This is a genomic window from Microbacterium sp. NPDC086615 (assembly GCF_040686055.1).
Classification (GTDB): domain Bacteria; phylum Actinomycetota; class Actinomycetes; order Actinomycetales; family Microbacteriaceae; genus Microbacterium.
The window spans coordinates 65,426-87,997 of the sequence record NZ_JBFBJJ010000016.1; the positions used below are offsets into that span (position 1 = coordinate 65,426).

Annotated in this window: 21 protein-coding genes; 10 read left to right on the top strand and 11 right to left on the bottom strand. The window is 68.4% G+C overall.

Annotated elements, in window-relative coordinates:
- Positions 1-20 precede the first annotated feature (20 nt).
- Positions 21-590, top strand: coding sequence for a nucleotidyltransferase family protein (locus AB0O24_RS15095; protein WP_275796211.1), 570 nt, complete (start codon positions 21-23; stop codon positions 588-590).
- Positions 591-765: 175 nt separating this feature from the next.
- Here AB0O24_RS15095 and AB0O24_RS15100 read toward each other — a convergent pair whose 3' ends face one another.
- Together AB0O24_RS15100 and AB0O24_RS15105 are read right to left on the bottom strand one after the other, a co-directional pair.
- A complete protein-coding gene (locus tag AB0O24_RS15100; protein ID WP_275796207.1) occupies positions 766-975 on the bottom strand; it encodes a hypothetical protein in 210 nt (69 codons plus the stop codon).
- A 6-nt stretch (positions 976-981) separates the two neighbouring features.
- A complete protein-coding gene (locus AB0O24_RS15105; protein ID WP_275796205.1) occupies positions 982-1,359 on the bottom strand; it encodes a hypothetical protein in 378 nt (125 codons plus the stop codon).
- Positions 1,360-1,955: 596 nt separating this feature from the next.
- Here AB0O24_RS15105 and chvE point away from each other — a divergent pair.
- The 4 genes from chvE (at position 1,956) to AB0O24_RS15125 (ending at position 7,186) form a co-directional block, all read left to right on the top strand.
- Entirely contained in the window at positions 1,956-3,074 is a 1,119-nt protein-coding gene (gene chvE, locus AB0O24_RS15110; RefSeq protein WP_363376008.1) for a multiple monosaccharide ABC transporter substrate-binding protein, read from the top strand.
- Between the two features lie 66 nt (positions 3,075-3,140).
- Entirely contained in the window at positions 3,141-4,670 is a 1,530-nt protein-coding gene (mmsA, locus tag AB0O24_RS15115) for a multiple monosaccharide ABC transporter ATP-binding protein (protein ID WP_363376011.1), read from the top strand.
- 5 nt (positions 4,671-4,675) lie between these two features.
- On the top strand, positions 4,676-5,896 hold the full coding sequence (gene mmsB / locus AB0O24_RS15120) for a multiple monosaccharide ABC transporter permease (protein WP_058595194.1): 1,221 nt from the start codon (positions 4,676-4,678) through the stop codon (positions 5,894-5,896).
- A gap of 78 nt (positions 5,897-5,974) precedes the next feature.
- A complete protein-coding gene (locus tag AB0O24_RS15125) occupies positions 5,975-7,186 on the top strand; it encodes an ROK family transcriptional regulator (protein ID WP_275796010.1) in 1,212 nt (403 codons plus the stop codon).
- 136 nt (positions 7,187-7,322) lie between these two features.
- On the opposite strand, the gene AB0O24_RS15130 is transcribed toward AB0O24_RS15125, so the two are convergent.
- The 8 genes from AB0O24_RS15130 to purS form a co-directional block, all read right to left on the bottom strand.
- Entirely contained in the window at positions 7,323-8,252 is a 930-nt protein-coding gene (locus tag AB0O24_RS15130) for an NAD(P)-dependent oxidoreductase (RefSeq protein ID WP_275801422.1), read from the bottom strand.
- On the bottom strand, positions 8,249-9,721 hold the full coding sequence (locus AB0O24_RS15135) for an NAD(P)/FAD-dependent oxidoreductase (protein WP_363376015.1): 1,473 nt from the start codon (positions 9,719-9,721) through the stop codon (positions 8,249-8,251). Before AB0O24_RS15135 ends, AB0O24_RS15130 begins: the two co-directional genes overlap by 4 nt.
- Positions 9,718-10,206, bottom strand: a complete 489-nt coding sequence (locus AB0O24_RS15140) for an ureidoglycolate lyase (protein ID WP_363335708.1) — start codon at positions 10,204-10,206, stop codon at positions 9,718-9,720. The genes AB0O24_RS15135 and AB0O24_RS15140 overlap by 4 nt, the downstream gene beginning before the upstream one ends.
- 63 nt (positions 10,207-10,269) lie before the next feature.
- The gene (locus AB0O24_RS15145) at positions 10,270-10,998 is read right to left on the bottom strand and encodes a GntR family transcriptional regulator (RefSeq protein ID WP_363376017.1); all 729 of its coding nucleotides are present in this window, start codon (positions 10,996-10,998) and stop codon (positions 10,270-10,272) included.
- A gap of 28 nt (positions 10,999-11,026) precedes the next feature.
- Positions 11,027-12,469 (bottom strand): helix-turn-helix transcriptional regulator, encoded by a 1,443-nt coding sequence (locus tag AB0O24_RS15150; protein ID WP_275801417.1) that lies wholly within the window; start codon positions 12,467-12,469, stop codon positions 11,027-11,029.
- A 250-nt stretch (positions 12,470-12,719) separates the two neighbouring features.
- Positions 12,720-14,150: a helix-turn-helix transcriptional regulator gene (locus AB0O24_RS15155; protein ID WP_275801416.1), complete on the bottom strand. Its 1,431-nt coding sequence runs from the start codon at positions 14,148-14,150 to the stop codon at positions 12,720-12,722.
- 184 nt (positions 14,151-14,334) lie between these two features.
- Positions 14,335-15,042, bottom strand: coding sequence for a phosphoribosylformylglycinamidine synthase subunit PurQ (gene purQ / locus AB0O24_RS15160; protein ID WP_363335700.1), 708 nt, complete (start codon positions 15,040-15,042; stop codon positions 14,335-14,337).
- A complete protein-coding gene (gene purS / locus AB0O24_RS15165; RefSeq protein ID WP_363376020.1) occupies positions 15,039-15,287 on the bottom strand; it encodes a phosphoribosylformylglycinamidine synthase subunit PurS in 249 nt (82 codons plus the stop codon). Before purS ends, purQ begins: the two co-directional genes overlap by 4 nt.
- Positions 15,288-15,609: 322 nt before the next feature.
- Here purS and AB0O24_RS15170 point away from each other — a divergent pair, with 322 nt between their 5' ends.
- Genes AB0O24_RS15170 through AB0O24_RS15185 form a run of 4 tightly spaced genes read left to right on the top strand, consistent with a single transcriptional unit; the run spans position 15,610 to position 20,425 of the window.
- Positions 15,610-16,887 (top strand): extracellular solute-binding protein, encoded by a 1,278-nt coding sequence (locus AB0O24_RS15170; RefSeq protein WP_363376023.1) that lies wholly within the window; start codon positions 15,610-15,612, stop codon positions 16,885-16,887.
- A gap of 60 nt (positions 16,888-16,947) precedes the next feature.
- Positions 16,948-18,027 (top strand): sugar ABC transporter permease, encoded by a 1,080-nt coding sequence (locus tag AB0O24_RS15175; RefSeq protein ID WP_307383235.1) that lies wholly within the window; start codon positions 16,948-16,950, stop codon positions 18,025-18,027.
- Complete coding sequence (locus AB0O24_RS15180; protein ID WP_058627660.1) at positions 18,024-18,938, top strand: carbohydrate ABC transporter permease; 915 nt, start codon at positions 18,024-18,026, stop codon at positions 18,936-18,938. Before AB0O24_RS15175 ends, AB0O24_RS15180 begins: the two co-directional genes overlap by 4 nt.
- Before the next feature lie 29 nt (positions 18,939-18,967).
- Positions 18,968-20,425, top strand: coding sequence for a GH1 family beta-glucosidase (locus AB0O24_RS15185; RefSeq protein WP_363376028.1), 1,458 nt, complete (start codon positions 18,968-18,970; stop codon positions 20,423-20,425).
- Positions 20,426-20,526: 101 nt separating this feature from the next.
- Here AB0O24_RS15185 and AB0O24_RS15190 read toward each other — a convergent pair whose 3' ends face one another.
- On the bottom strand, positions 20,527-21,780 hold the full coding sequence (locus AB0O24_RS15190) for a hypothetical protein (RefSeq protein ID WP_363376030.1): 1,254 nt from the start codon (positions 21,778-21,780) through the stop codon (positions 20,527-20,529).
- 229 nt (positions 21,781-22,009) lie between these two features.
- Here AB0O24_RS15190 and AB0O24_RS15195 point away from each other — a divergent pair, with 229 nt between their 5' ends.
- Positions 22,010-22,549: a hypothetical protein gene (locus AB0O24_RS15195; RefSeq protein ID WP_363376033.1), complete on the top strand. Its 540-nt coding sequence runs from the start codon at positions 22,010-22,012 to the stop codon at positions 22,547-22,549.
- The last annotated feature ends 23 nt before the right edge of the window (positions 22,550-22,572 follow it).

The window sequence follows — 22,572 nt, forward strand, 5'->3', positions numbered from 1 at the left end:
CACGCTACGCTGTCGTGACCATGCCCGCCGCCGCCCTCGAACCGCCGTGCGGAGTGGTCCTGGCGGCGGGCGCGGGGCGCCGTTTCGGCGGCCCCAAGGCACTCGCGCGCACCCCCGCGGGCACGCCGTGGGTGGCCCTTGCGGTCCGCGCTCTGCGCGCGGGCGGGTGCGGCGAGATCCTCGTCGCACTCGGGGCGTCGGTCGGCGAGGCCGCTCCGCTCGTCCCGTCCGATGTCACGATCGTGCCCGTTCCCGACTGGGCGTCGGGCGTCTCGGCATCCCTTCGCGCGAGCCTTGCGTCCGCGGCATCCGGGACCTCTCCGGCCGCGGTCGTCATGCCGGTCGACACTCCGGATGCCAGCCCCGCGGCGATCGCACGCCTCGTCCGTCGCGCAGAGCCCGACGCGCTCGCGCAGGCGGTCTACGATGGCTCACCCGGACACCCCGTGCTGATCGGACGCGCGCATTGGGACGCGGTGAGCGCCGCGGTGAGCGGCGACATCGGGGCCCGGCCGTACCTGATCGCCCAGAACGCGGAGCTCGTGGAGTGCGGTGACCTGTGGTCCGGGATGGACCGCGACGAGCGTTGATTACGGTCTGATCACGGCCGGGGTGAATTTTGACGTGGCGGGAGAGAGCGGGGGCACCGCTCGGGACAGACAAATTCAAGGCAGCGAGCGGGCTGCTGACGACAAGGCGCAAAACCCCGTCGCAACTAAGCGGACCACGAGTTGGAGGGCCGACAACGAGCTCGGAAACGGTGCGCTAAGCGAGTCTTGCGCGGTAAACCCGGAAGGCGACGTAGCCGTGTCCGATCGCCACCAAGGCGACCAACGTGGCTGCCAAATAAGGAGTAAACGACGGCGCGTCGGCTCCGACCGCGGAGAGGGCGATGAACGGCACCGTGAGGCTGACCAGCACGCCCACGACGAACGACAACCCGAGAAGTGCGGTTACGAGCAGTTTGTCTCTCATGGTTCTTCAGCACCTGTACGTATTGAGGGTGAACGCGAAGTCGTCGCCGATTTTGTGCCAGGCGCCGTCTCCTTTGAGGTAGTTCTTGGCTTGGGTCGTGCCGCCAGCCCCATAGAACCACGCGCAAACTCCCTTGACGAGCAAATACCCATCTGCGTCCTTCATGGCGTCCCGTGAAGTCTGCCCGGGACGCAAAGAGGAAGTGACTCCGGTAGGGCGGCCCGCTGAGTTGCTCCAGTTGGATCCCACCAAGACGGAGAACTGCGAAGTGCTTGCGTTCTTCACCGTTCCGCAAAAGATCCATCGGCAATCGCTCGCTTGCGCCACGGCCGGCGCCTGAATGGTGATCAGTGTGGCGGCCATCAGCGCGCCGATGACGAACATGCGACGAAATCTCGTCGGATAGAACCGGCTTAGGTTCATTGCGAGCTCCTATCCTTTGGGGCGGCGGCGCGGCTCGTGGCCTGCGGGGAGTCCGCGCCTTCACTGATCGTGGCGAGGACGCGGACTCAGGCCTCCTGAGGGCCGTGAAACTCGCCAGTGAGATCATCTGGCGGCCCTAGATCGAGCGCCTGAAGTTCACCCGAGTCATGTTCGTCATGGTCTGTCTCCATGTGGCGGGCGCGATGATCGCGGGGCATTGTCTGAGAACGCGGCCTCGCACGATCAACCCCAAGCGCCGCGGTGAGCGGAGACATCGGGGCCCGGCCGTACCTGATCGCGCAGAATGCAGAACTCGTGGAGTGCGGTGACCTGTGGTCCGGGATGGACCGCGACGAGCGTTGATCACGGTCTGATCACGGCCGGGGTGAATTTTGACGTGGCTATAGACAAAACCCCCGCGGCTAGATAATTTTTCGGAGCCGTCATAATTGCGACGGCAACCAGAGAGCCGGGACGAAGGCGTACCCGATCTGTGCCGGGGAGGGCACGGGTACGACCATGGGGGTCCCTGCAGTTCAGAGAGGAACGCAGATCACATGCTGAAGAAAATCCTGACCGGTGCGGCCATCGCCGCACTCGCCGTCGGTCTCGGAGCGTGCAGCTCGGAGCGCGCGACCTCCGGCGGCGGCGACGCCTCCGGCGGCGGCACCGAGTGCAACGTCGGTATCGCGATGCCGACCCGAAGCCTCGAGCGCTGGATCAACGACGGCGAGCAGCTCCAGAAGAAGCTCACCGACGCCGGTTGCACCGTCGACCTGCAGTACGCCGACAACAAGACCGACCAGCAGATCAGCCAGATCCAGAACCAGATCTCGGGCGGAGCGAAGATCCTCGTGATCGCCGCGATCGACGGATCGACCCTGGGACCGGTGCTGCAGGAGGCCAAGGCGCAGAACGCCACGGTCATCGCCTACGACCGCCTCATCAACGGCAGCGAGAACGTCGACTACTACGCCACGTTCGACAACTACAAGGTCGGCACCCTCCAGGGTCAGTTCATCGAGGAGCAGCTCGGCCTCAAGGACGGCAAGGGTCCGTTCAACCTCGAGCCCTTCGCCGGCAGCCCCGACGACAACAACGCGAAGTTCTTCTTCGCCGGTGCGTGGGACGTGCTGAAGCCGTACGTCGACAAGGGCCAGCTGGTCGTTCCCAGCGGCAAGTCGCCGGCCAACGACGACGCGTGGGCGTCGATCGGCATCCAGGGCTGGGCGTCCGACAAGGCGCAGGCCGAGATGGACAACCGCCTCTCGTCGTTCTACGGCGACGGCAAGAAGGTCAACGTGGTGCTCTCGCCCAACGACAGCCTCGCCATCGGTATCGAGGCGTCGCTGAAGTCGGCCGGCTACACCCCGGGCGCCGACTACCCGATCATCACGGGCCAGGATGCCGACAAGGCCAACGTCAAGGCGATCCTCGACGGCGCTCAGGCGATGACCGTCTGGAAGGACACCCGCGCCCTCGGTGACCGCGTGTTCACGATGATCCAGGAGATCAAGGACGGCAAGACCGTCGAGGTCAACGACGAGAAGACCTACGACAACGGCAAGAAGGTCGTGCCCTCCTACCTGCTGACCCCCGAGGTCGTCGTGAAGGACGACGTCCAGTCGAAGCTCATCGACTCGGGCTTCCTGAAGGCGTCCGACGTCGGACTCTGATTCACCCTTCGCGGCGGGGCGGGCTTCGGCCCGTCCCGCCGCTCGATCCCTGACGGAGGGACAACCATGACCGAACCGATCCTGCGCATGTCGGGGATCTCGAAGTCGTTCAACGGCATCCCGGCGCTCGCCGACGTCTCGATCGACGTCCACCGGGGCGAGGTGCACGCGATCTGCGGCGAGAACGGCGCCGGCAAGTCCACCCTCATGAAGGTGCTGAGCGGCGTCTACCCGGCCGGCAGCTTCGAGGGCAGCATCACCCTCGAGGGCGAGGAGATGGCGTTCCGCTCGATCAACGACAGCGAAGCGGCCGGCATCGTCATCATCCACCAGGAGCTGGCCCTCAGCCCGTACCTGTCGATCGCCGAGAACATCTTCCTCGGCAACGAGAAGGCCAAGCGCGGCGTCATCGACTGGAACGCCACGAACACCGCGGCCGCCCAGCTCCTCAAGCGCGTGGGGCTGCGCGAGAACCCCGCGACGAAGATCTACGAGATCGGCGTCGGCAAGCAGCAGCTCGTCGAGATCGCGAAGGCGCTGGCCAAGGAGGTCAAGCTCCTCATCCTCGACGAGCCCACCGCCGCGCTGAACGACGACGACTCCGCGCACCTGCTCGACCTCATCGATCAGCTCCGCGATCAGGGCATCACCTGCATCATCATCAGCCACAAGCTGAAGGAAGTGCTCCGCATCGCCGACCGCATCACGATCATCCGCGACGGCCGGACGATCGAGACGATGCTCCGCGACGATCCCGACACCGACGAGGGGCGGATCATCCGCGCGATGGTCGGTCGCGACCTCAACAGTCTCTTCCCGCCGCGCGAGCCCGACATCGGTGACGAGCTGTTCCGCGTCGAGAACTGGACCGTTCACCACCCCGTCGACACCGAACGCGTCGTGATCGACAACGCCTCGTTCATGGTTCGCGCGGGCGAGATCGTCGGTTTCGCCGGACTCATGGGCGCCGGCCGCACCGAGCTCGCGATGAGCATCTTCGGCCGGATGTACGGAACCGGGATCTCCGGCGAGGTGTACAAGAACGGCCAGCAGATCGACGTGCGCACGGTCGACGCGGCCATCAAGCACGGCATCGCCTACGCCACCGAGGACCGTAAGAAGTACGGCCTCAACCTCATCGGCGACATCCAGGTCAACGTCTCGGCATCCGCCCTCGCGCGCCTCGCGCGTCTGGGCGTCGTCGACCGGTACCGCGAGTACAAGGTCGCCGACTCGTACCGCTACAAGATGAACATCAAGGCCCCCAGCGTCGCCGCGATCACCGGACGCCTGTCCGGCGGCAACCAGCAGAAGGTCGTGCTGTCGAAGTGGATGTTCACCGGACCCGACGTGCTCATCCTCGACGAGCCCACCCGCGGCATCGACGTCGGCGCGAAGTACGAGATCTACGGAATCATCAACGAACTCGCGGCCCAGGGGAAGGCCGTCATCGTCATCTCGTCGGAGCTGCCCGAGGTCATCGGCCTCTCCGACCGCATCTACACCATCTCCGAGGGGCGCATCACGGGCGAGGTCAGCCGCGCGGATGCCACCCAAGAGACGCTCATGCGGCACATGACCGCCGGAAGGAACTGACAGCAATGGCCACCGCATCCACCCAGACGGTCGAAGCGCCGACCCAGCCCGGGCCGCGCCGCCGCGGCATCCTGTCGCGCATCAACTTCCGTCAGTTCGGCATCCTCGCCGCCCTGGTCATCATCATCGTGCTGTTCCAGGTGCTCACCGGCGGGCGACTGCTCATGCCGGGCAACGTCAACAACCTCATCCAGCAGAACGCCTACGTGCTGATCCTCGCGATCGGCATGGTCATGGTCATCATCGCCGGGCACATCGACCTGTCGGTCGGCTCGGTGGTCGCCATGGTCGGCGCGATCGCGGCGATCGCGATGAACCAGTGGGGCCTGCCGTGGTGGCTGGCCGTGATCCTCTCGCTCGCCGTCGGCGCCGTCGTCGGTGCCTGGCAGGGCTTCTGGGTCGCCTTCGTCGGCATACCCGCGTTCATCGTCACGCTTGCCGGCATGCTGCTGTTCCGCGGCCTGACCCTGGTGCTCCTGACCGGCGGGACCATCGCGGGTCTGCCCGACGGCTTCACGGCCATCGGCGCCGGCTGGCTGCCGCCCATCCTCGGTTACGTCGGTGTGTGGGACTCCCTGACGGTGGTCCTCGGCTTCGTCGCCGTGGTCGCGCTCATCGCCCAGCAGCTGCGGACGCGGGCGACGCTGCGTCGCCTCGAGCTGCCCCGCGAGGTCGCGTGGTCGTTCTGGGCGAAGAACGCCATCGCCGCGGTCGCGATCATGGCGGTCGCCTTCACCCTCGCCGCCTACAACGGCACCCCGATCGTGCTGATCATCCTGGCCGTGCTCGTGCTCGCCTACACGTTCGTGCTCAACCGCACGACCTTCGGTCGTCACGTGTACGCGATGGGTGGCAACCTGTTCGCCGCCGTGATGAGCGGTGTGAAGACGAAGTGGGTCAACTTCTTCATCTTCGTGAACATGGGTGTGCTCGCGGGCCTCGCCGCCGTGGTCAGCACGGCTCGTGCCGGTGGGGCCGTGGCATCCGCGGGTCAGAACTACGAACTGGATGCCATCGCCGCCGTGTTCATCGGTGGCGCCGCCGTCCAGGGCGGTATCGGCACCGTCATCGGAGCCGTGGTCGGTGGCCTCGTCATGGGCGTGCTGAACATGGGTCTGTCGATCCTCAGTGTGGATGCCGCCTGGCAGATGGCGATCAAGGGCATCGTGCTGCTGCTGGCCGTCGCGTTCGACATCTTCAACAAGCGGCGTAACGGCGGTGCGTGATCGGATGGGGAGCGTGGCCCCGGGGCCCGCTCCCCATCCGCGCGGCTCCGATGGGATGATGGGGGAGGTGCGCCCCTCATGACCCCTGCCGTGTTCGAGCCCGCGACGCCGCTCGCACCCCCGGCCGGTCGTACGACCAACGACCTGATCCGCCAGCAGAACCTCGCGTCCGTGCTGTCGCTCCTCCACTCGCGGGGAGCGCTCTCACGCGCGCAGCTCGGCGCCACCACCGGCTTGAACCGCTCGACCGTGACCGGCCTGGTCATGGAGCTCACCGAGCTGGGGCTCGTCCGCGAAGCCCCCGGCGGGGAGCGCACCGGCAAGGTCGGGCGGCCCACGCTCGACATCGAACCCGAAGACCACGTCGCGGCCCTGAGCGTCCGCGCGGAGCCGCACGCGGTGACCGTGGCACTCGTCGGACTCGGCGGCGTGGTGCACGCGCGCTTGCGCCACGACACCGCGAGCGCTCCCTCGCCGCGCCGGTTCGTGCAGATCGTCGAATCGTCGGTCGAGGCGATGCGCGCCGACATCGACCGCCACTACCGCGTGGTCGGTGCCGGCCTCGCGGTGCCGGGTCTGGTCAACGCGAACGGCTCGGTCCTCGTGTCGCCGACGCTCGGGTGGAAGCGCGACCCGGTCGCCGCCCGCCTCAGCGATCAGCTCGGCATGCCGGTCATGGCCGGCAACGACGCGAGCATCGGTGCCCTCGCCGAGTCGCGGTTCGGCGTCGGGGTGGGCGTCGGCAACCTCCTCTACCTCGGCGGCGCGATGCACAGCATCGGCGGCGGGCTCATCATCGACGGCACCCTGCTGCGCGGAACCTCGGGCTACGCCGGCGAGCTCGGCCACACGGTCGTCGACCCTCGGGGTCGGCGCTGCGTGTGCGGGAGGAAGGGATGCCTCGAGGCCGAGGTCAGCCTCGACCTCCTCGAGCCGCTCCTCGGGCGCCGCAAGCTCGACGAAGACGAGCTCGACGTCGAGCTCGGGGTGGCCCGTGATCCCCGCGTGATGGCCGAGGTCACCCGCCAGGTCGAGGTGCTCTCGGTCGCGCTGACGAACTTCGTCAACGCCTTCAGCCCCGAGACGGTCGTGCTCTCGGGCTACCTGGGCGCCCTGCTGTCGGTGAGTCGCGAGCGCCTGGCCGAAGCGGTGCGCGTGCACCCCCTGGGCGCCGAGGGGCGCACGATCCGCCTCGAGCGCGCCCACCTCCGCTCGCGCCTCATGCTCGTCGGCCCCGCCGAGCTGGCCTTCGCCGACCTGCTGTCGAATCCCGCAGGCTTCCGCGGCTGACGTCGTCCCGTCGCCGCCCCCGCCCCCCGTTGAGTGTCCAAGACACGCCGCAACTGCCGGGGCCATTACGGCGTGTCTTGGACACTCAACGCTGGACGTGCGGGGGCGGCGCGCGCCGGCGCCGCGGGGCGGGGCGTCAGCCGCCGAGGACCACGTTCAGCGGCTCCTCGCCGGCGCGGAGGCGGTCGATCTGCCGACGCACGAGGCGAGCGATGCGGGGGCGCATGGCATCCGTCGCTCCTCCCACGTGCGGGACGACGAGGGCGCCCTCGAGGCTCCACAGCGGGTGCCCCGCGGGCAGCGGCTCGGGGTCGGTCACGTCGAGCGCCGCCCGGATCCGGCCGCGTCGCACGTGGTCGACGAGAGCGTCGGTGTCGACGAGCGGGCCGCGTCCGACGTTGACCACGAGCGCGCCGTCGGGGAGTGCCGATAGCGCCGCGTCGTCGATGATGTGCCGGGTCGCGTCGCCGCCGGGGAGCGACGCGATGAGGATGTCGGTGTCGGCAAGCACCTCGGCCAACTCACCGAGGGGGAAGACCTCGACCTCGTCCTGCAGGCGCCCGTGCGAGGCGACCGCGCGCAGCTCGAGCTCGAACGGCTTCAGACGTGCGGCGATCGCGCGACCGACGCCCCCGAAACCGAGGAGCGTCACACGACGGTCGGCGAGACCCGGTGCGCCTCCGCCGATCCACTCGCCGCGGTCCTGCGCGCGCACGAACTCGGGAAGGCGACGCTGCGCGGCCAGGGCGAGCGCGACGGCGAGCTCTGCCGTCGCGGTCTCGTGCACCGACGACGCGTTCGCGAACACGAGCCCCTCGGGCAGGCGTCCTTCGACGTTGTCGTAGCCGATCGACTGGCTCTGGACGAGCCCGACCTCGACGCTCGACAGGGCCTCGACGACCCCGTCCATCGACATGTACGGCGGCACCACCATGTCGAAACGCTCGCGCGGGGCGGCATCCTTCATGTCCCAGATCACCACCTCGACGCCGTCGGGGAGCTCGCCGAGGTCATCGCGGAGCTGGGCGGTGGGCACGGACACGGTGAGGGGGGTCGCGGTCGTCATCCCGAGAACGCTACCGCCGGCGTCTCGCCCGTGGAGGCGGGTTGCGCGCGTCGGCCGACGTGAACGCCCACGGGCACGTCGTAGGCGAGGTACTCGGCCAGCAGTTCGTCGGAGCGCTGCGCGAACAGACGCCGCGAGAGCGCGGCGGCGAGCTTCGTCGCCCCGCCCACGAGACCCGGGATCTGATGGCTCAGCATCCCCTGGCTGATCCGCGCGCCGTGGTTGAACAGGTGGATCCGCGACAGCGCTTCCCCTCCGCGGCGGTCCACGAGGCCGAAGTCGTCGTCGAGGTAGGGGAACGCGGCGAGCCCCGGGTTCTGCGCCGCGGCCTCGGGGCTGAGGCGATCGCTCCAGAGGGTGGCATCCGCGGCCACCGCTGAGAGCTCCGGGCGTCGAGCCAGGTCGGCCACGATCCCCGTCGCGGCGAAGACGACGTCATAACGATGGATGCCATGCGGCGTCGTCACGACGATGTCGCTGCCGTCCCACTCGACGCTCTGCCACGGCGAAGCGGTGAGGAATCGGAAGCCGTCGAAGGCGTGCGCGCGCCAGATCGCGTTCTGCGTCGCGGGCTGGTCGACGGCCGAGAGGTGGACGTTGAACGCCCACTTCTGCTCGTCGGTGAACGAACCGTAGTTCTCGATGAGGCCGGCGAACTCCATCCAGCGGTACGGGCTGACCTGCGGCATGGCGGGGCGTCGCATGTGCACGTCGACGGAGGCCGCGCCGTGCTCGAGGGCGGTCGCGGCGTTGTCGAACGCGCCCGTGCCCGCGCCCAGGATGCCGATCCGTAGGCCGGCGAGAGCCGCGAAGTCGATGTCGTCGTGCGTGTGGTGCACGCGCTCGGACGGGATGCCACCGAGGAGCGCCGGGACATGACGTCCGCCCGCCCCCTCGATGCCGGTCGCGAGCACGACGTGGCGGGCCAGCAGCACCCAGGAGCCGTCGGGTCCGTCGAGGTGCATGCGCAGCGGACCGTCGGGCTCGGTCGGGCGGATCGCGCCGACGCGGGTGGACCCGACTACCTCGATGCCCGAAACGACTCGGTACCACTGCAAGAAGCCCTGCCACGCGACCGTGGGGAAGAACGTGATGGCGTCCCACGCGTCTTCGCCGTAGACGGCTTCGAACCAGGCGCGAGGGCTCACCGCGGGAACATCCCAGGTCGGCCAGGCGATGTCCTTGGGGGTGCGCAGCGTGTGCATGCGCGCGTAGGTGGTCCACGGCCCGGTGGCATCGACCGGCGCGGCATCGAGCACGACGACGTCGTCGATCCCGCGCCGCCGGAGCCCGCGCGCGAGCACGAGCCCGGCTTGCCCGGCCCCGACGATGACGACCGGGTGCTCGCCGTCGCTTTCGCCGACCCACGCCCGCTCGTCGCCGGCGCTCAGTCGCTCCTGGTGCGCCGCTTCGCGCTCGAGGGCGGCCAGGCGGGCGGCTGCGTCGGGGCGCGGTTCGAGCGTGTTCACTCGACGACGACCCGCACGCCGTACGCGTCGTCGAGTCGGAAGTTGTGGTGGTCGGTGACGTTGGTGTCGTCGAGTTCGAGGTTGACGAAGTCCATGCTCGGCTCGTCGAAGAACGGGCCCGCGTGCCACGTGCCCTTGAGCATCGTGATCGCGGTGCGCGGCGGGATGCGGAACGCGCGCAGGTCGTCGAGCGTCGGCTCATCGATGCCCTTGGGTGCGACGGCGATGGTCCACTCGACGTCGCCGACTGCCATGAGCGTCTGGGTCGTTTCGAGGTGCCGCGTGACGCGCAGGAACTCGGGCTTCTTGTCGTCGAGAGACATCAGGTAGAAGCGCGGGATGCCACCCGAGACGTCGAGCACGGCCTCTTCCGAGGTGAACGGGGTGCCGTCGGCCATCGGGGTGAGGATGACGCCGAACGGGGCGAAGTTCTCGGCGGTGACGGTTTCTGCGGCGAGGGCGTGCGGGGTGAGGGTCTCGGTCATGCCACGAAGCTATACCTGTCAGACAAGTTATGCGCTCTCTTGTCTGACACGTTTACGACCTCGTTACGACCCCGAAACGCCCCGATCGTGCCGTACTCGACGGATCAAGGCGTTGCGCAGTCCCGCCGGCGCCGCGACCTGCACCTCGCGCGACCAGTACCCGACCGTGTCGCCCGTGCCGTAGCCGCAGTACGTCATCTCGACCACCGGCACGCCGGGCTCGGTCGACAGCAGCTCCGCGCGCCCGGCATCGAGCGCGACCGCGTCGACCCAGAGCGTCTCCCACGCGACATGGATGCCATTGGCCTCCTCGGCCAGCTCGAACACGGGTCGGTGCGGGTCGAGGTCGACGTCGCGAGCAAGAGGCACGAGGTCCTCCGCGAGGGCGTAGGGCGCTCCATCGACGCTCCAGACTTTCACCGTTCGGAAGACGCGCGTGCCGTCGGGCAGGTCGTCGTAGCGGTGCGGGTCGCCGGGCAGAAGAACCCGGACGTCGGATGCCACGACCTCGAGCCGCGGCTCGTACCCGGCCGAGCGGATCGAGAGCGAATGGTCGAACTGCTCGTCGATCCGACGACCCACGTGCGGGAGTCGACGATTCGGCGTGGTGCGGGTGCCCTGCGTGCGGTGCACGTATCCGCGCTCCTCGAGCCGGACGAGCGCCTCGCGAACGGACGCGCGGCTCGCGCCGGTCAGCTCCGCGAGCCGCGGCTCGGACGGAAGCGTCTCGAGGTCGCCGCTCCACAGAGCCAGGATCCGGTCGATGACGGCATCCTGATCGGTCGTTGCCATGGGCTCCTCGTTCGTGTCGAGCGGCGGCTCACGTCGGAGAACCCCGCAGGATCCCGACGGCCTCTTCGCGGCTGGACACCCCCAGCTTGCCGTAGATCGAGCGGACCTGAGACTTCACGGTATTCGTCGACACGCTTCGGACGCGCGCGATCTCGGCCAGGCTCAGGCTCGAGGTGAGGAGGTGCGCGAGTTCGCGCTCCGTGGCCGTGAGAGCGGAGAGGGCGTCGACCGAGGGAGAGGAGGCGGCGACGCGCGGCAGCATCTGTCGCGTCGCGGTGACGGCGGGAGCCAGGTCGGGTGTATGGGAGGCCACCAGGTCGAGGAGGCGGTCGGTGTCGGAGAGCGGGATCATGAGGAACGGCGTGAGCGACCCACCCGTTCGCTGGATCAGCAATACGGCTGCCTCCATGCTCTGCACCGCGCGCTTCTCGTTCCCCAGACGCAGGAAGGCGACCGCCCGCCGAGTGAGCAGCGGGGTGAGCGTGCGTAGGCAGTGTTCGTCGTGCAGGGCCACGCAGGCGTTGGTGATGTCGATGAGTTCGCGCTCGCGTCCCATTTGCAGCAGGACGCCCGCTCGTTGCATCGGGAAGCAGACCGCGTGTCCCGGGTGGGTCACGGCGTGCGAGATCACGGCGAGGGCCTCTTCGAACTCACCGAGGGAAGCGAGCATGTCCGCGTAAACCCCGAGGAGGATCTCGCGTGTGATGCGAAAGCTGCGCGATCGACCGGAACCGTGCAGCAGCTCGCGGCATTGCGACAGGCCCGCGGTGGCACCTCGATCGATGAGCGTGGTGCTGACGCGGACCATTCCGGCGCTGAACGCCCAATACGGGTTATCGGGCTGCGCGCGCTCGAGTTCGTCGGCTATCTCTCTCATCCGCTCGACGTCGGCACGGCTGACCGCGACGAGTACTTCGCCGAGCAAGAGGCAGTGCGAGACGTCGGCGGCACCCCACCTCTCTGCGCCGAAGATCGCCCACGCTTCGTGGATGGCTCGTCTGGCCGCGGGGTATTCGGCATTCAACCCCAAGCACAAAGCCTGTGCACTGAGCGCGCGATATCTCTGCCCCGGCGTCTCCGCGAACAACAACGCCTCAGCCGCGTAATGCCCGCCGAGCTGCGGCCACCCCGCGGCGGCGCAGTACTCCGCCACGCTCGCGAAGAGCCCTGACCTGACCGGTCCCGAGAGGGCTGCGGGCCGCGTGAGTCGGCCGGTGTCGAAGTAGCGTGAGACGAGGTCGAGCCCCTCGCCGAGGGCGTCGTGGCGCGCGCGGGCGACGAGCACGGCCGAGAGCATCATTGCCCGGGCGTCGGTCCACAGCAGCGGAGGGGGTCCGGGCTCCGCCTCGGCGAGCAGCGCCAGGTGGCGCGCGAGCGGTTGGCCGTGCCCGGGCTCGAGGCGCAGGACGGTGTGCGCGGCGGCCGCCCGCAACGCGGTGCCGGGATCGGTCGAGCTTTCGGGGTCGCTCATGAGGCCCTCCAGAGGCGAACACGGGCGCGTGGACACAGCGTGCGCGACGGCTATACGGAAAAGCGCCTCTGTGGGCGGCGGTCGGGCGCGGTTTCGGGTCCGCGGGCGATCGTCGGAACCGCTGCCCCCGTGAGCGGTCCATTTGCGAGGATACGCCTCAGTGTCGGGCACGGGCGCACTTCACGGCACTGTCACGGCGGGATCTGGGGTGAGCGTGATCGATCGACGCGGGTCGATGCGACGGGTGGCCTCAGTCCGAGTGGACGTCGAGGATGTCCACCGCCTCCTCGCGGCTCGACACCCCGAGCTTGCTGTAGATCGATCGCATCTGAGACTTGACGGTGTTCACCGACACCCCGCGCGCGCGAGCGATTTCCGCGGTGGTCTGATCCGTCCGCAGGAGGGCCGCGAGCTCCCGCTCCGCCGGGCTGAGCGGCGACAGGGCGGGAGACATCGACTGGCGTGCAGCCAGCGCCGGGAGGGCGGCGCGCATCGCGGTGATGGTCTCGGCGAGGTCGTCGCGCTCTTCGGCGACGAGGTCGAGCAGTCGCGCCGCGTCGGCGCTCGGGATCATCAGGAACGGCATAAGCGATCCGCCCGTCCGTGCGATGAGCACGATGGCCGACTCCATGCTCTGCGTAGCGCGACGAAGGTGGCCCAGGCGAAGGAAGGCGACGGCGCGGCGGGTGAGGAGAGGAGTGAGGGTGCGCAGGCAGTGCTCGTCGTGCATCGCGACGCAGGCGTTCGTCGATTCGATGACCTCGCGCTCCCTTCCCGTGAGCAGGAGCGTCGCCGCCCGCTGCATCGGGAAGCACACGGCGTGCCCGGGCTGGGTGACCCCCGTCGAGAGCACGGCCAGCGCTTCGTCGAACTCGCCGTGCAGGGCGAGCATGTCGGCGTGCATCCCGAGCAGGAGGTCGCGCTGCAACCGTGGACTCCTGGCGCGATCGGAGGCGTGGAGCAGTCGGCGACTCTCGGCGAGGCCCGCCGCGAGGTCCCGATCGAAGAAGTGCGCGGCGACGCGCATGACCGCCGCACCGAAGTTCCAGTAGGGCTGGTCGGACGGCGTCCTCTGCAGCGCGTCGGCCAGTTCGCGGAGACGTCCGACGTCGGCGCGGGTGAGAGCGAGCATCGCCTCTCCGAGGCACAGACAGTGCGAGAGGTCGTCGTCGTGCCAGTCGTGCGCCGCGAACAGGGCGTGGGCCTGCTCGATTGCCTCCGCGGCGGCGATGTACTCCGCGTTGAGGGCGAGAGCGAGCGCGTGCACGCTGTGGGCCCGGTACCGCTGCGCATCCGTCTCGGCGAACAGCAGCGATTCGGCCGCATACCGTGCCGCGATCTGCGGCCACCCGGCGGCGGAGCAGTACTCGCTCACGCTCGCGTACAGACGCGAGCGCGCGCTGGTCGACATCGAAGCCGGCCGTGTCAGGCGTCCGTCCTCGAAGTAGCGTTGCGGTAGGGCCAGGCCGTCCGCGAGGGCGTCGCGCCGCGCGCGGGCGGCAAGGATGCTGGCGAGGACGCCGGCGCGCGCGTCGGTCCAGACGGGCGGCGCAGGCCCCGGATCGACCTCGGCGAGAAGGGTCAGGTGGCGGGCGATCGGCTGACCGTGTCCGGGCTCGAGGCGCAGGAGGGTCTGCGCCGACGCCGCGCGAAGCGCATCGCCACCTTCGGGCACGTCCACGATCGGCACATCCTCTCTCCGCCCGGGCGCGCGGCGACGGGTGCCGGGCTCGCCATCCGCGGGCTCGATGGGGAGGTCGGGAAGCGCGATATCGGGATGCGGGTACGGAGAACGATAGTGACCCGGGTGAGATTTCGCATGATCCACCGGCGCAGCGGCCGGTCCTGCGGTAATGCGGGTGCGGCTAGGCGGCGGCGGAGACCACGGCCGAGATCGCCGAGGTGAAGAAGCCCAGCCCGTCGACGCCGGAGCGCATGGCGGCAGACGTGCCCGGGCCGAAGCCCGGCTCGACCGCGTGCTCGGGGTGCGGCATGAGACCGACCACGTTGCCGCGCTCGTTCGTCAGACCGGCGATGTCGTCGAGCGACCCGTTGGGGTTCACGCCGAGGTACCGGAAGGCGACGAGGCCCTCGCCGTTCACGCGCGCCAGGGTCTCGGCATCCGCGATGTAGCCGCCGTCGGCGTTCTTGAGGGGGATGACGATCTCGTCGCCCTCGGAGAAGTCGCTCGTCCACGCGGTCGAGGCGTTCTCGACGCGCAGGCGCTGGTCGCGGCGGATGAACTGCTGGTGGGCGTTGCGGATCAGGCCGCCCGGGAGCAGGTGCGCCTCGACGAGCATCTGGAAGCCGTTGCAGATGCCGAGCACGGGCATGCCCTTGCTCGCGGCGTCCTTCACCTCGGCCATGATCGGCGCGAACGCGGCGATGGCTCCCGCGCGCAGGTAGTCGCCGTAGCTGAAGCCGCCGGGGAGGACGAGGGCGTCGACACCCTTCAGGTCGTGCTCGCCGTGCCAGAGCGCAACCGGCTCGGCGCCCGCGAGACGGATCGCGCGCTGAGCGTCGCGATCGTCGAGCGAACCGGGGAAGGTGATGACCCCGATGCGGGCGGTCACTCCACGACCTCGATGTTGACGACGTCTTCGATGACAGCGTTCGAGAGCATCTCGTCGGCGAGCTCGCGAGCGCGAGAGAGCGTGGCCTCGTCGACCTCGCCCTCGACGGTGAGCTCGAAGCGCTTGCCGATGCGGACGTCGGAGAAGCGGTTCTCGCCCAGACGTGACAGGGCGCCGGCCACCGCCTTTCCCTGCGGGTCGAGAAGCTCGGCCTTGGGCATGACGTCGACGACGATGGTGGGCACAGCAGCTCCAGAAGTCGGTGGGGTTGTGCCCCCATTCTACGCAGGGCGCCCCGGCTGGCGCGGCCGTGGACGGGGTCTCGGCGATCTGGCCGCGAGACAGCATCCCGCCGACATCTCCATTGCAGGCTGCAGTGGGTTTGTCAGCGCGATGAAGTCTCGCGAGGCTCCTTGCGGGACAGCGCGGCGCGTAACGATGTGGGAGCGCTCTCTTGACGTTGTGGGAGCGATCCCATACTCTCGTCGAAATCGATGAGAGCGCTCCCACACGTGAGCCGGGGGCTGATCACTCCGTCGGTTCGCATCCACCACAAAGGAGTGTCCTGTGAAATCACGCGCCCTGCGCCGTGTCGCCCTGACGGCGGCCGTCGCTTCCACCTCCGCCCTCGTGCTGGCCGGTTGCTCCGGCGGCGGGGGCGCTGCCGCCGGCAGCAGCGACGAGGAGATCACCCTCACCGTCGCGACCTTCAACGACTTCGGCTACACCGACGAGCTGCTGAACGCGTACACCGCCGAGCACCCGAACGTGAAGATCGTGCACAACCGCGCGGCCAAGTCGAACGACGCCCGCGCCAACTACTTCCAGAAGCTCGGCAAGACCGGCCTGGCCGACATCGAGGCGATCGAGGTCGACTGGCTGCCCGAGGTCATGAAGTACTCCGACCTGCTGGCGCCGGTGCCCGACGACCTGAAGGACCGCTGGCTCGACTGGAAGTCGAAGGCCGCGACCGACTCCTCCGGCAACCTCATCGGCTATGGCACCGACATCGGCCCCGAGGCCATCTGCTACCGCGCCGACCTGTTCGAGGCCGCGGGCCTTCCCTCCGACCCGACCGAGGTCGCCGCCGCCCTCCAGGGCGACTGGTCGAAGTACTTCGCGATGGGCGACGCCTACGTCGCCGCGACCGGCAAGCCGTTCTTCGACTCCGCGAGCAGCGTGTACCAGGGCATGATCAACCAGGTCGAGGCGGCGTACGAGGACCCCGACACGGGGGAGATCACCGCGACGACCAACCCCGAGGTCAAGAAGATCTACACCGAGACCCTCGACGCCAGCAAGACGCAGTCGGCGCACTTCGAGCAGTGGTCGACCGACTGGTACGCGGGCATGGCGAACGGCGCGTTCGCGACGCTCTCCTGCCCCGGCTGGATGCTGACGCAGATCGAGGGCAACGCTCCCGAGGTCTCGGGGTGGAAGATCGCCGACGTCTTCCCCAACGGCGGCGGAAACTGGGGCGGTTCGTACCTGACCGTCCCCGCCAACGGCCCGCACGTCGCCGAGGCGCAGGCTCTCGCCGACTGGCTGACCTCGCCCGAGCAGCAGGTCAAGTTCTTCGAGCAGGCGGGCACCTTCCCGAGCCAGGTCGACGCGCTGAAGTCGCCCGAGCTCCTCGGTGCGAAGAACGCCTACTTCGGCGACGCGGCGATCGGTGAGATCTTCACCAACCGCGCGAACGCCGTGTCGGTGACCCCGTTCAAGGGCCAGTACTACTTCCAGGTGAACGACGCGATGTCGAAGGCGCTCCTGCGCGTCGATCAGAACACGCAGGACGCCCAGACCTCGTGGGACCAGTGGGTCTCTCAGGTGGATGCCATCGGCTGACGTCGGACGTCGCGGGCCGGGCGCCTCGTGCGCCCGGCCCGTACCCCCGGAAGGAAACCCATGACCACGACACTGCAGCCGCCCGCGAACCCCGCGGCATCCGCCCCCGACGGTCCCCCCGCTCGCACGCCCCGACGCGTCGGGTTCGGCTCGAAGCTCAGCGCCTGGGATCTGAAGCTTTCCCCGTACCTCTACATCTCCCCGTTCTTCATCCTCTTCATCGTCACGGGCCTCTTCCCGATCCTGTACACGGGCGTCATCTCGTTCATGGACTGGGACCAGATCCGGGGCTCGGGCACCTTCGTCGGCTTCGACCAGTACGCCTACGTGCTCTCCCAGCCCGCGTTCTGGGACGCCCTGCGCAACACCTTCAGCATCTTCGTGCTGTCGACCGTGCCGCAGCTGATCTTCGCGGTCTTCATCGCGGCGATGCTCGACCAGAACATCCGGGCGAAGACCCTCTGGCGAATGGGCGTCCTCGTCCCGTACGTCATGGCCCCCGTCGCCGTCGCGCTGATCTTCAGCAACATGTTCGGCGACCAGTACGGCATCGTGAACACCCTGCTCGGCCGCATCGGCCTCCCCGGGGTCGGATGGCACTCCGACACCTTCGCCAGCCACATCGCCATCGCGACGATGGTCAACTTCCGCTGGACCGGCTACAACACCCTCATCCTGCTCGCCGCCATGCAGGCCGTCCCGCGCGAGTACTACGAGGCGGCCACGGTCGACGGTGCGGGCAAGGTCCGTCAGTTCTTCTCGATCACGCTGCCGAGCCTCAAGCCGACCCTCATCTTCGTCGTCATCACGTCGACCATCGGCGGCCTGCAGATCTTCGACGAGCCGCGCATGTTCGACCAGGGCGGCACCGGCGGGTCCAACAACCAATGGCTGACGATCTCGCTCTACCTTTACAAGCTCGGGTGGGGCGAGTGGAACTTCGGTCGGGCGGCCGCGCTCGCGTGGATCCTCTTCCTCATCATCCTCGTCATCGGGGCGGTCAACCTCTTCATCAGCCGCTCGCTCGTGCGTGACGAGGGCGCTCGCGACGGCCTCACCCGTGCTCAGCGTCGTGCCGCCTCTCGTGCGGCGAAGCAGCGCCTCGCCGCCGAATCCACCGGAAAGGGCGCACGGTCATGAGCGTCATCGACACCTCTCCCGTCACCGCGGCCGCAGACCCGAATCCGCCGCAGCGCCAGTCCCGGGCCCGCCGGCCCCGCGCCGTGCGGGGCTCGCGTCCCGGTTGGTTCGTCTACGCCAGCCTCGGCGTCGTCTTGCTCGCGGCGATCGTGCCCTACTACTGGGCGCTACTGATCGGCTCGGGTGACTCCTCGACGATCCGCAACACCGAGCTGTCGTGGATCCCCGGCGGCAACTTCTTCACGAACGCCGCCGCGGTGCTGAACAACCCCGCCGTCAACTTCTGGACGGGCCTGTGGAACTCCATCTTCAGCTCGGCCTTGATCGCGGCATCCGTCGTCTTCTTCTCGACCCTCGCGGGTTGGGCCTTCGCGAAGCTGCGCTTCCGAGGCGGTCCCTGGCTGCTGGTGTTCGTCGTCGCGACGATGGCCGTGCCCACGCAGCTCGGCGTCGTTCCGCTCTACATCCTGTTCAGCGAGATCGGGTGGACGGGACAGATCGGCGCGATCATCGTGCCGGCGCTCACCAGCGCCTTCGGTGTCTTCTGGATGACGCAGTACCTGCGCCAGGCCGTTCCCGACGAGCTGATCGAGGCCGCCCGCGTCGACGGAGCGAGCTCGTTCCGCACGTTCCTCACGGTGGGCGTCCCGGCCGCTCGCCCGGCCGCGGCGATGCTGGGTCTGTTCACCTTCGTCACCGCGTGGAACAACTTCTTCTGGCCGTTCATCGTGCTCGACCGCCAGAACCCGACGCTGCCGGTGGCCCTGTCGCTGCTGCAGTCGAACTACTTCGTCGACTACTCGGTCGTGCTCGCGGGTGTGCTGCTTTCCACTGTTCCTCTGCTGCTGTTGTTCGTGTTCGCGGGCAAGCAGCTGGTCAGTGGCATCATGCAAGGGGCGGTGAAGGGATGACCCTCGCGCCCACGGAAGGAACCCGAACCATGTCCGCATCCCGAGCCTTTCCCGAGGGCTTCCTCTTCGGAGCCGCGACCGCGGCCTACCAGATCGAAGGAGCCGCCTTCGATGATGGTCGTACCGCCTCGATCTGGGACGCGTTCAGCCGCGTCCCGAACGCGGTGATCAACGCCGACAACGGCGACGTCGCCTGCGACCACTACCACCGCTACGCCGGCGACGTGCAGCTCATGAAGAGCCTCGGCCTGCAGACGTACCGCTTCTCGACGTCGTGGTCGCGCGTGCGCCCCGACGGCGGCGCGCTCAACCCGAAGGGCGTCGACTTCTACAAGCGCCTCGTCGACGAGCTTCTGGATGCCGGCATCCTCCCGTGGCTGACCCTGTACCACTGGGATCTCCCGCAGGCCCTGCAAGATCGCGGCGGCTGGACCGTCCGCGAGACGAGCGACCTCTTCACCGAGTACGCGCTCGACTTGCACGACGCCCTGGGCGACCGGGTCAACGTGTGGACGACGCTCAACGAGCCCTGGTGCTCGTCGTTCCTCAGCTACACCGCGGGCGCGCACGCCCCCGGACACTATTCGCAGGCCGAGGGTATGCTCGCCGCCCACCACCTGCTGCTCGGTCACGGTCAGACCGTCCGCGAGCTCCGTGCGCGCGACTCGTCGTTGAACCTCGGACTCACGCTGAACCTCACGGTGGCGGATGCCGTCGACCCGACGAACCCGAGCGACGTCGACGCCGCGCGCCGCATCGACGGTCAGTTCAACCGCTGGTTCCTCGAGCCGGTGTTCCGTGCCGAGTACCCCGCCGACATCATCAAGGACTTCCGCGACACCGACGCCGAGGCCGTGTCGCGATGGCGGGCGGCCGTGCAGCCGGGCGATCTCGACATCATCTCGACGCCGATCGACACCCTGGGCGTGAACTACTACCACGGCGAGTTCGTCGGGGGCGCGCCCCCCGTCGTCAACCCGCCCGCGGGCGACGCTCCCACGCAACGGCCGATCTCGTCGCCGTTCCCGGCGCACGAGAACCTCTTCTGGCACGACCGCGGTCTCCCTCGCACGAACATGGGCTGGGAGGTGCAGCCCGAGGGCCTCACTCGCCTGCTGGTGCACGTCAGCGAGGAGTACAGCGCTCAGGCCGGCGTCGCCCTCTACGTCACCGAGAACGGTGCGGCCTACGACGACGAGCTCGTCGTCGAGGACGGAGAGGCGCACGTCCACGACGCAGATCGCGTCGAGTTCGTCGAGGCGCACCTCGGAGCGGTCCTGGATGCCGTCGACCAGGGCGTCGACGTACGCGGCTACTTCTACTGGTCGCTGATGGACAACTTCGAGTGGGCGTGGGGCTACGAGAAGCGGTTCGGGATCGTGTACGTCGATTACGCGACGCAGGAGCGGACCGTGAAGGACTCGGGGTTGGCTTATGCGCGGGTTGTTGCGGAGCGGGCTTTGGTAGGGGCGATTCGGCTGGTTTGAGATGCCTACCGCGGCGGGCGCTCGCTAGGAGTTTCGTCGTCCCGCCGTCGCTGTGTCGCAGTGTGGCGTTGAGCACGAGACGGCGAGTGCCCGCCTTTGGGTTAGCAGGTGCTCTTGTTGATGATGCCTCGGAATCCTTGGGAGTTTCCGCCCATTGACGCGACGCCGGTGCGTCGGACGACTCCGGCGACGGGGTCGATCAGGTCTCCGCTGGGGGTGAGGATCCAGGCGCCGGGTACGAAGGTTGAGTTGGCGGGTACGGTGGCGTTGTAGGTGCGGTATTCGTTCGAGCTGTTGAAGTAGCCGTAAGTTCCGTCCTTGTTGACGATGCCCCGGAATCCCATGGCGTCATCGCCCATAGAAGCGACACCTGTGCGGACGACGAGTCCGTTGCGATTGGGGTCGATCAGGTCTCCGTTGGGCGTGAGGATCCAACCTCCGGGCACCAGGGTCGAGTTGGCAGGGACAGCGGCGTTGTATGCGTGGTACGTGTTCGAATTGTCGAAATATCCGAAGGTTCCATCGGTGTTGATGATGCCTCGGAATCCTTGGGAGTTTCCGCCCATTGACGCGACGCCGGTGCGTCGGACGACTCCGGCGACGGGGTCGATCAGGTCTCCGCTGGGGGTGAGGATCCAGGCGCCGGGTACGAAGGTTGAGTTGGCGGGTACGGTGGCGTTGTAGGTGCGGTATTCGTTCGAGCTGTTGAAGTAGCCGTAAGTTCCGTCCTTGTTGACGATGCCCCGGAATCCCATGGCGTCATCGCCCATAGAAGCGACACCTGTGCGGACGACGAGTCCGTTGCGATTGGGGTCGATCAGGTCTCCGTTGGGCGTGAGGATCCAACCTCCGGGCACCAGGGTCGAGTTGGCAGGGACAGCGGCGTTGTATGCGTGGTACGTGTTCGAATTGTCGAAATATCCGAAGGAGCGACTCGTGGCCGAGAGCGCGGCTGAGGCGCTCCCGCCACCACCTATCGCGGTTGCCGAACCGGTGGAGCCGGATGCAGGAACGATGACGCCGGGAAGCGAGTAGGAGCCGTTCGTGTCGGAGATTCCTGTCTTGGACGTGGACCCATCCGTGAACGTGTACCCCCCGGACAGAGTGACGCTGAGGGGAACCCCGGCTTGCGGCGCTCCGGAATTCTTCGCGACGACGGCGATCCCGGTGATGGTGGAGCAGACGTCGCCTGTATAACCGCTCTTGTTGAAGGCCAAGGCCACGGTGCCGGAGGCGGATGCCGTCGGCGCGACCGTGGCGGCGGCGATGACCGGGATGGTCCAGGCGGCGCCGGCGAGTACCGTGCGGCGGGGCAGGCCGCCGTCGACGGCGGTGGTTTCGGGGGTGTTCTCCACGGGGAAGTCCTCTCGGGGTCGGGCGATGTGCCGAATGACATCCAGCCGTGTCCGCCCTTCACCGGAGAAAGCGGTGTCGCAAGATGGCGTGTCCTGTCGGGATGGCGCGCCGGCGGGTGGATGCCGGGTGAACCCTGTCGGAGGTGGCCGAAAGGTGGGGGTGAAGCGACTTCGGTGGACACGCCCCGCCGCTTAGAGTCGGTCGCCACGCATCGTGGAGGGAGAGCACGTGAGCGCGCCCGGTTCGCCGAGTTCTGGCCATCGCGATCCCGCATGGAACATCGCCCGCGTCCCTCTGACCGGATCAGCGATCGCCGAGTGGTTCGCGGCGCGGGGGATGGACGTGCGCGGCGGCACCGCCCCCAGCCACGCCTTCATCGACGAGGCTCAGGTCGCCGAGGTCTCGGTGCGACGCATCTGGCACACGGCTTTGAGTGTCAGCCGCGCGGCGACGAACACGGGCAGTCCGCGTGACACGCTCATTGTGCAGGTCGCCGGTGAGGCGCGTCTCTCGCTCGGCGACGACGCGGCGGTCGCCCTCGGTCCCCACGCCGTCGTCTTCCTCCCGGGCGGCCAGGCGTTCTCACTTGTGTCCGACGAGCCGACCGCGCGCATCGAGATCGACTACCGCGCACACGACCGCGCCGCCGCCTGGGTGCACGGTGCCGGCGAGCTGGTGTCGGCGAGCATGATCCTGTCGGCCGTCAACGCCCTCTTCCACACCCCCGTTTCGGGGGGGGGTGCTCCTATGACGTTTGTCAAGCTGTGATGGGTAGCCGGGGTTGGTAGAGG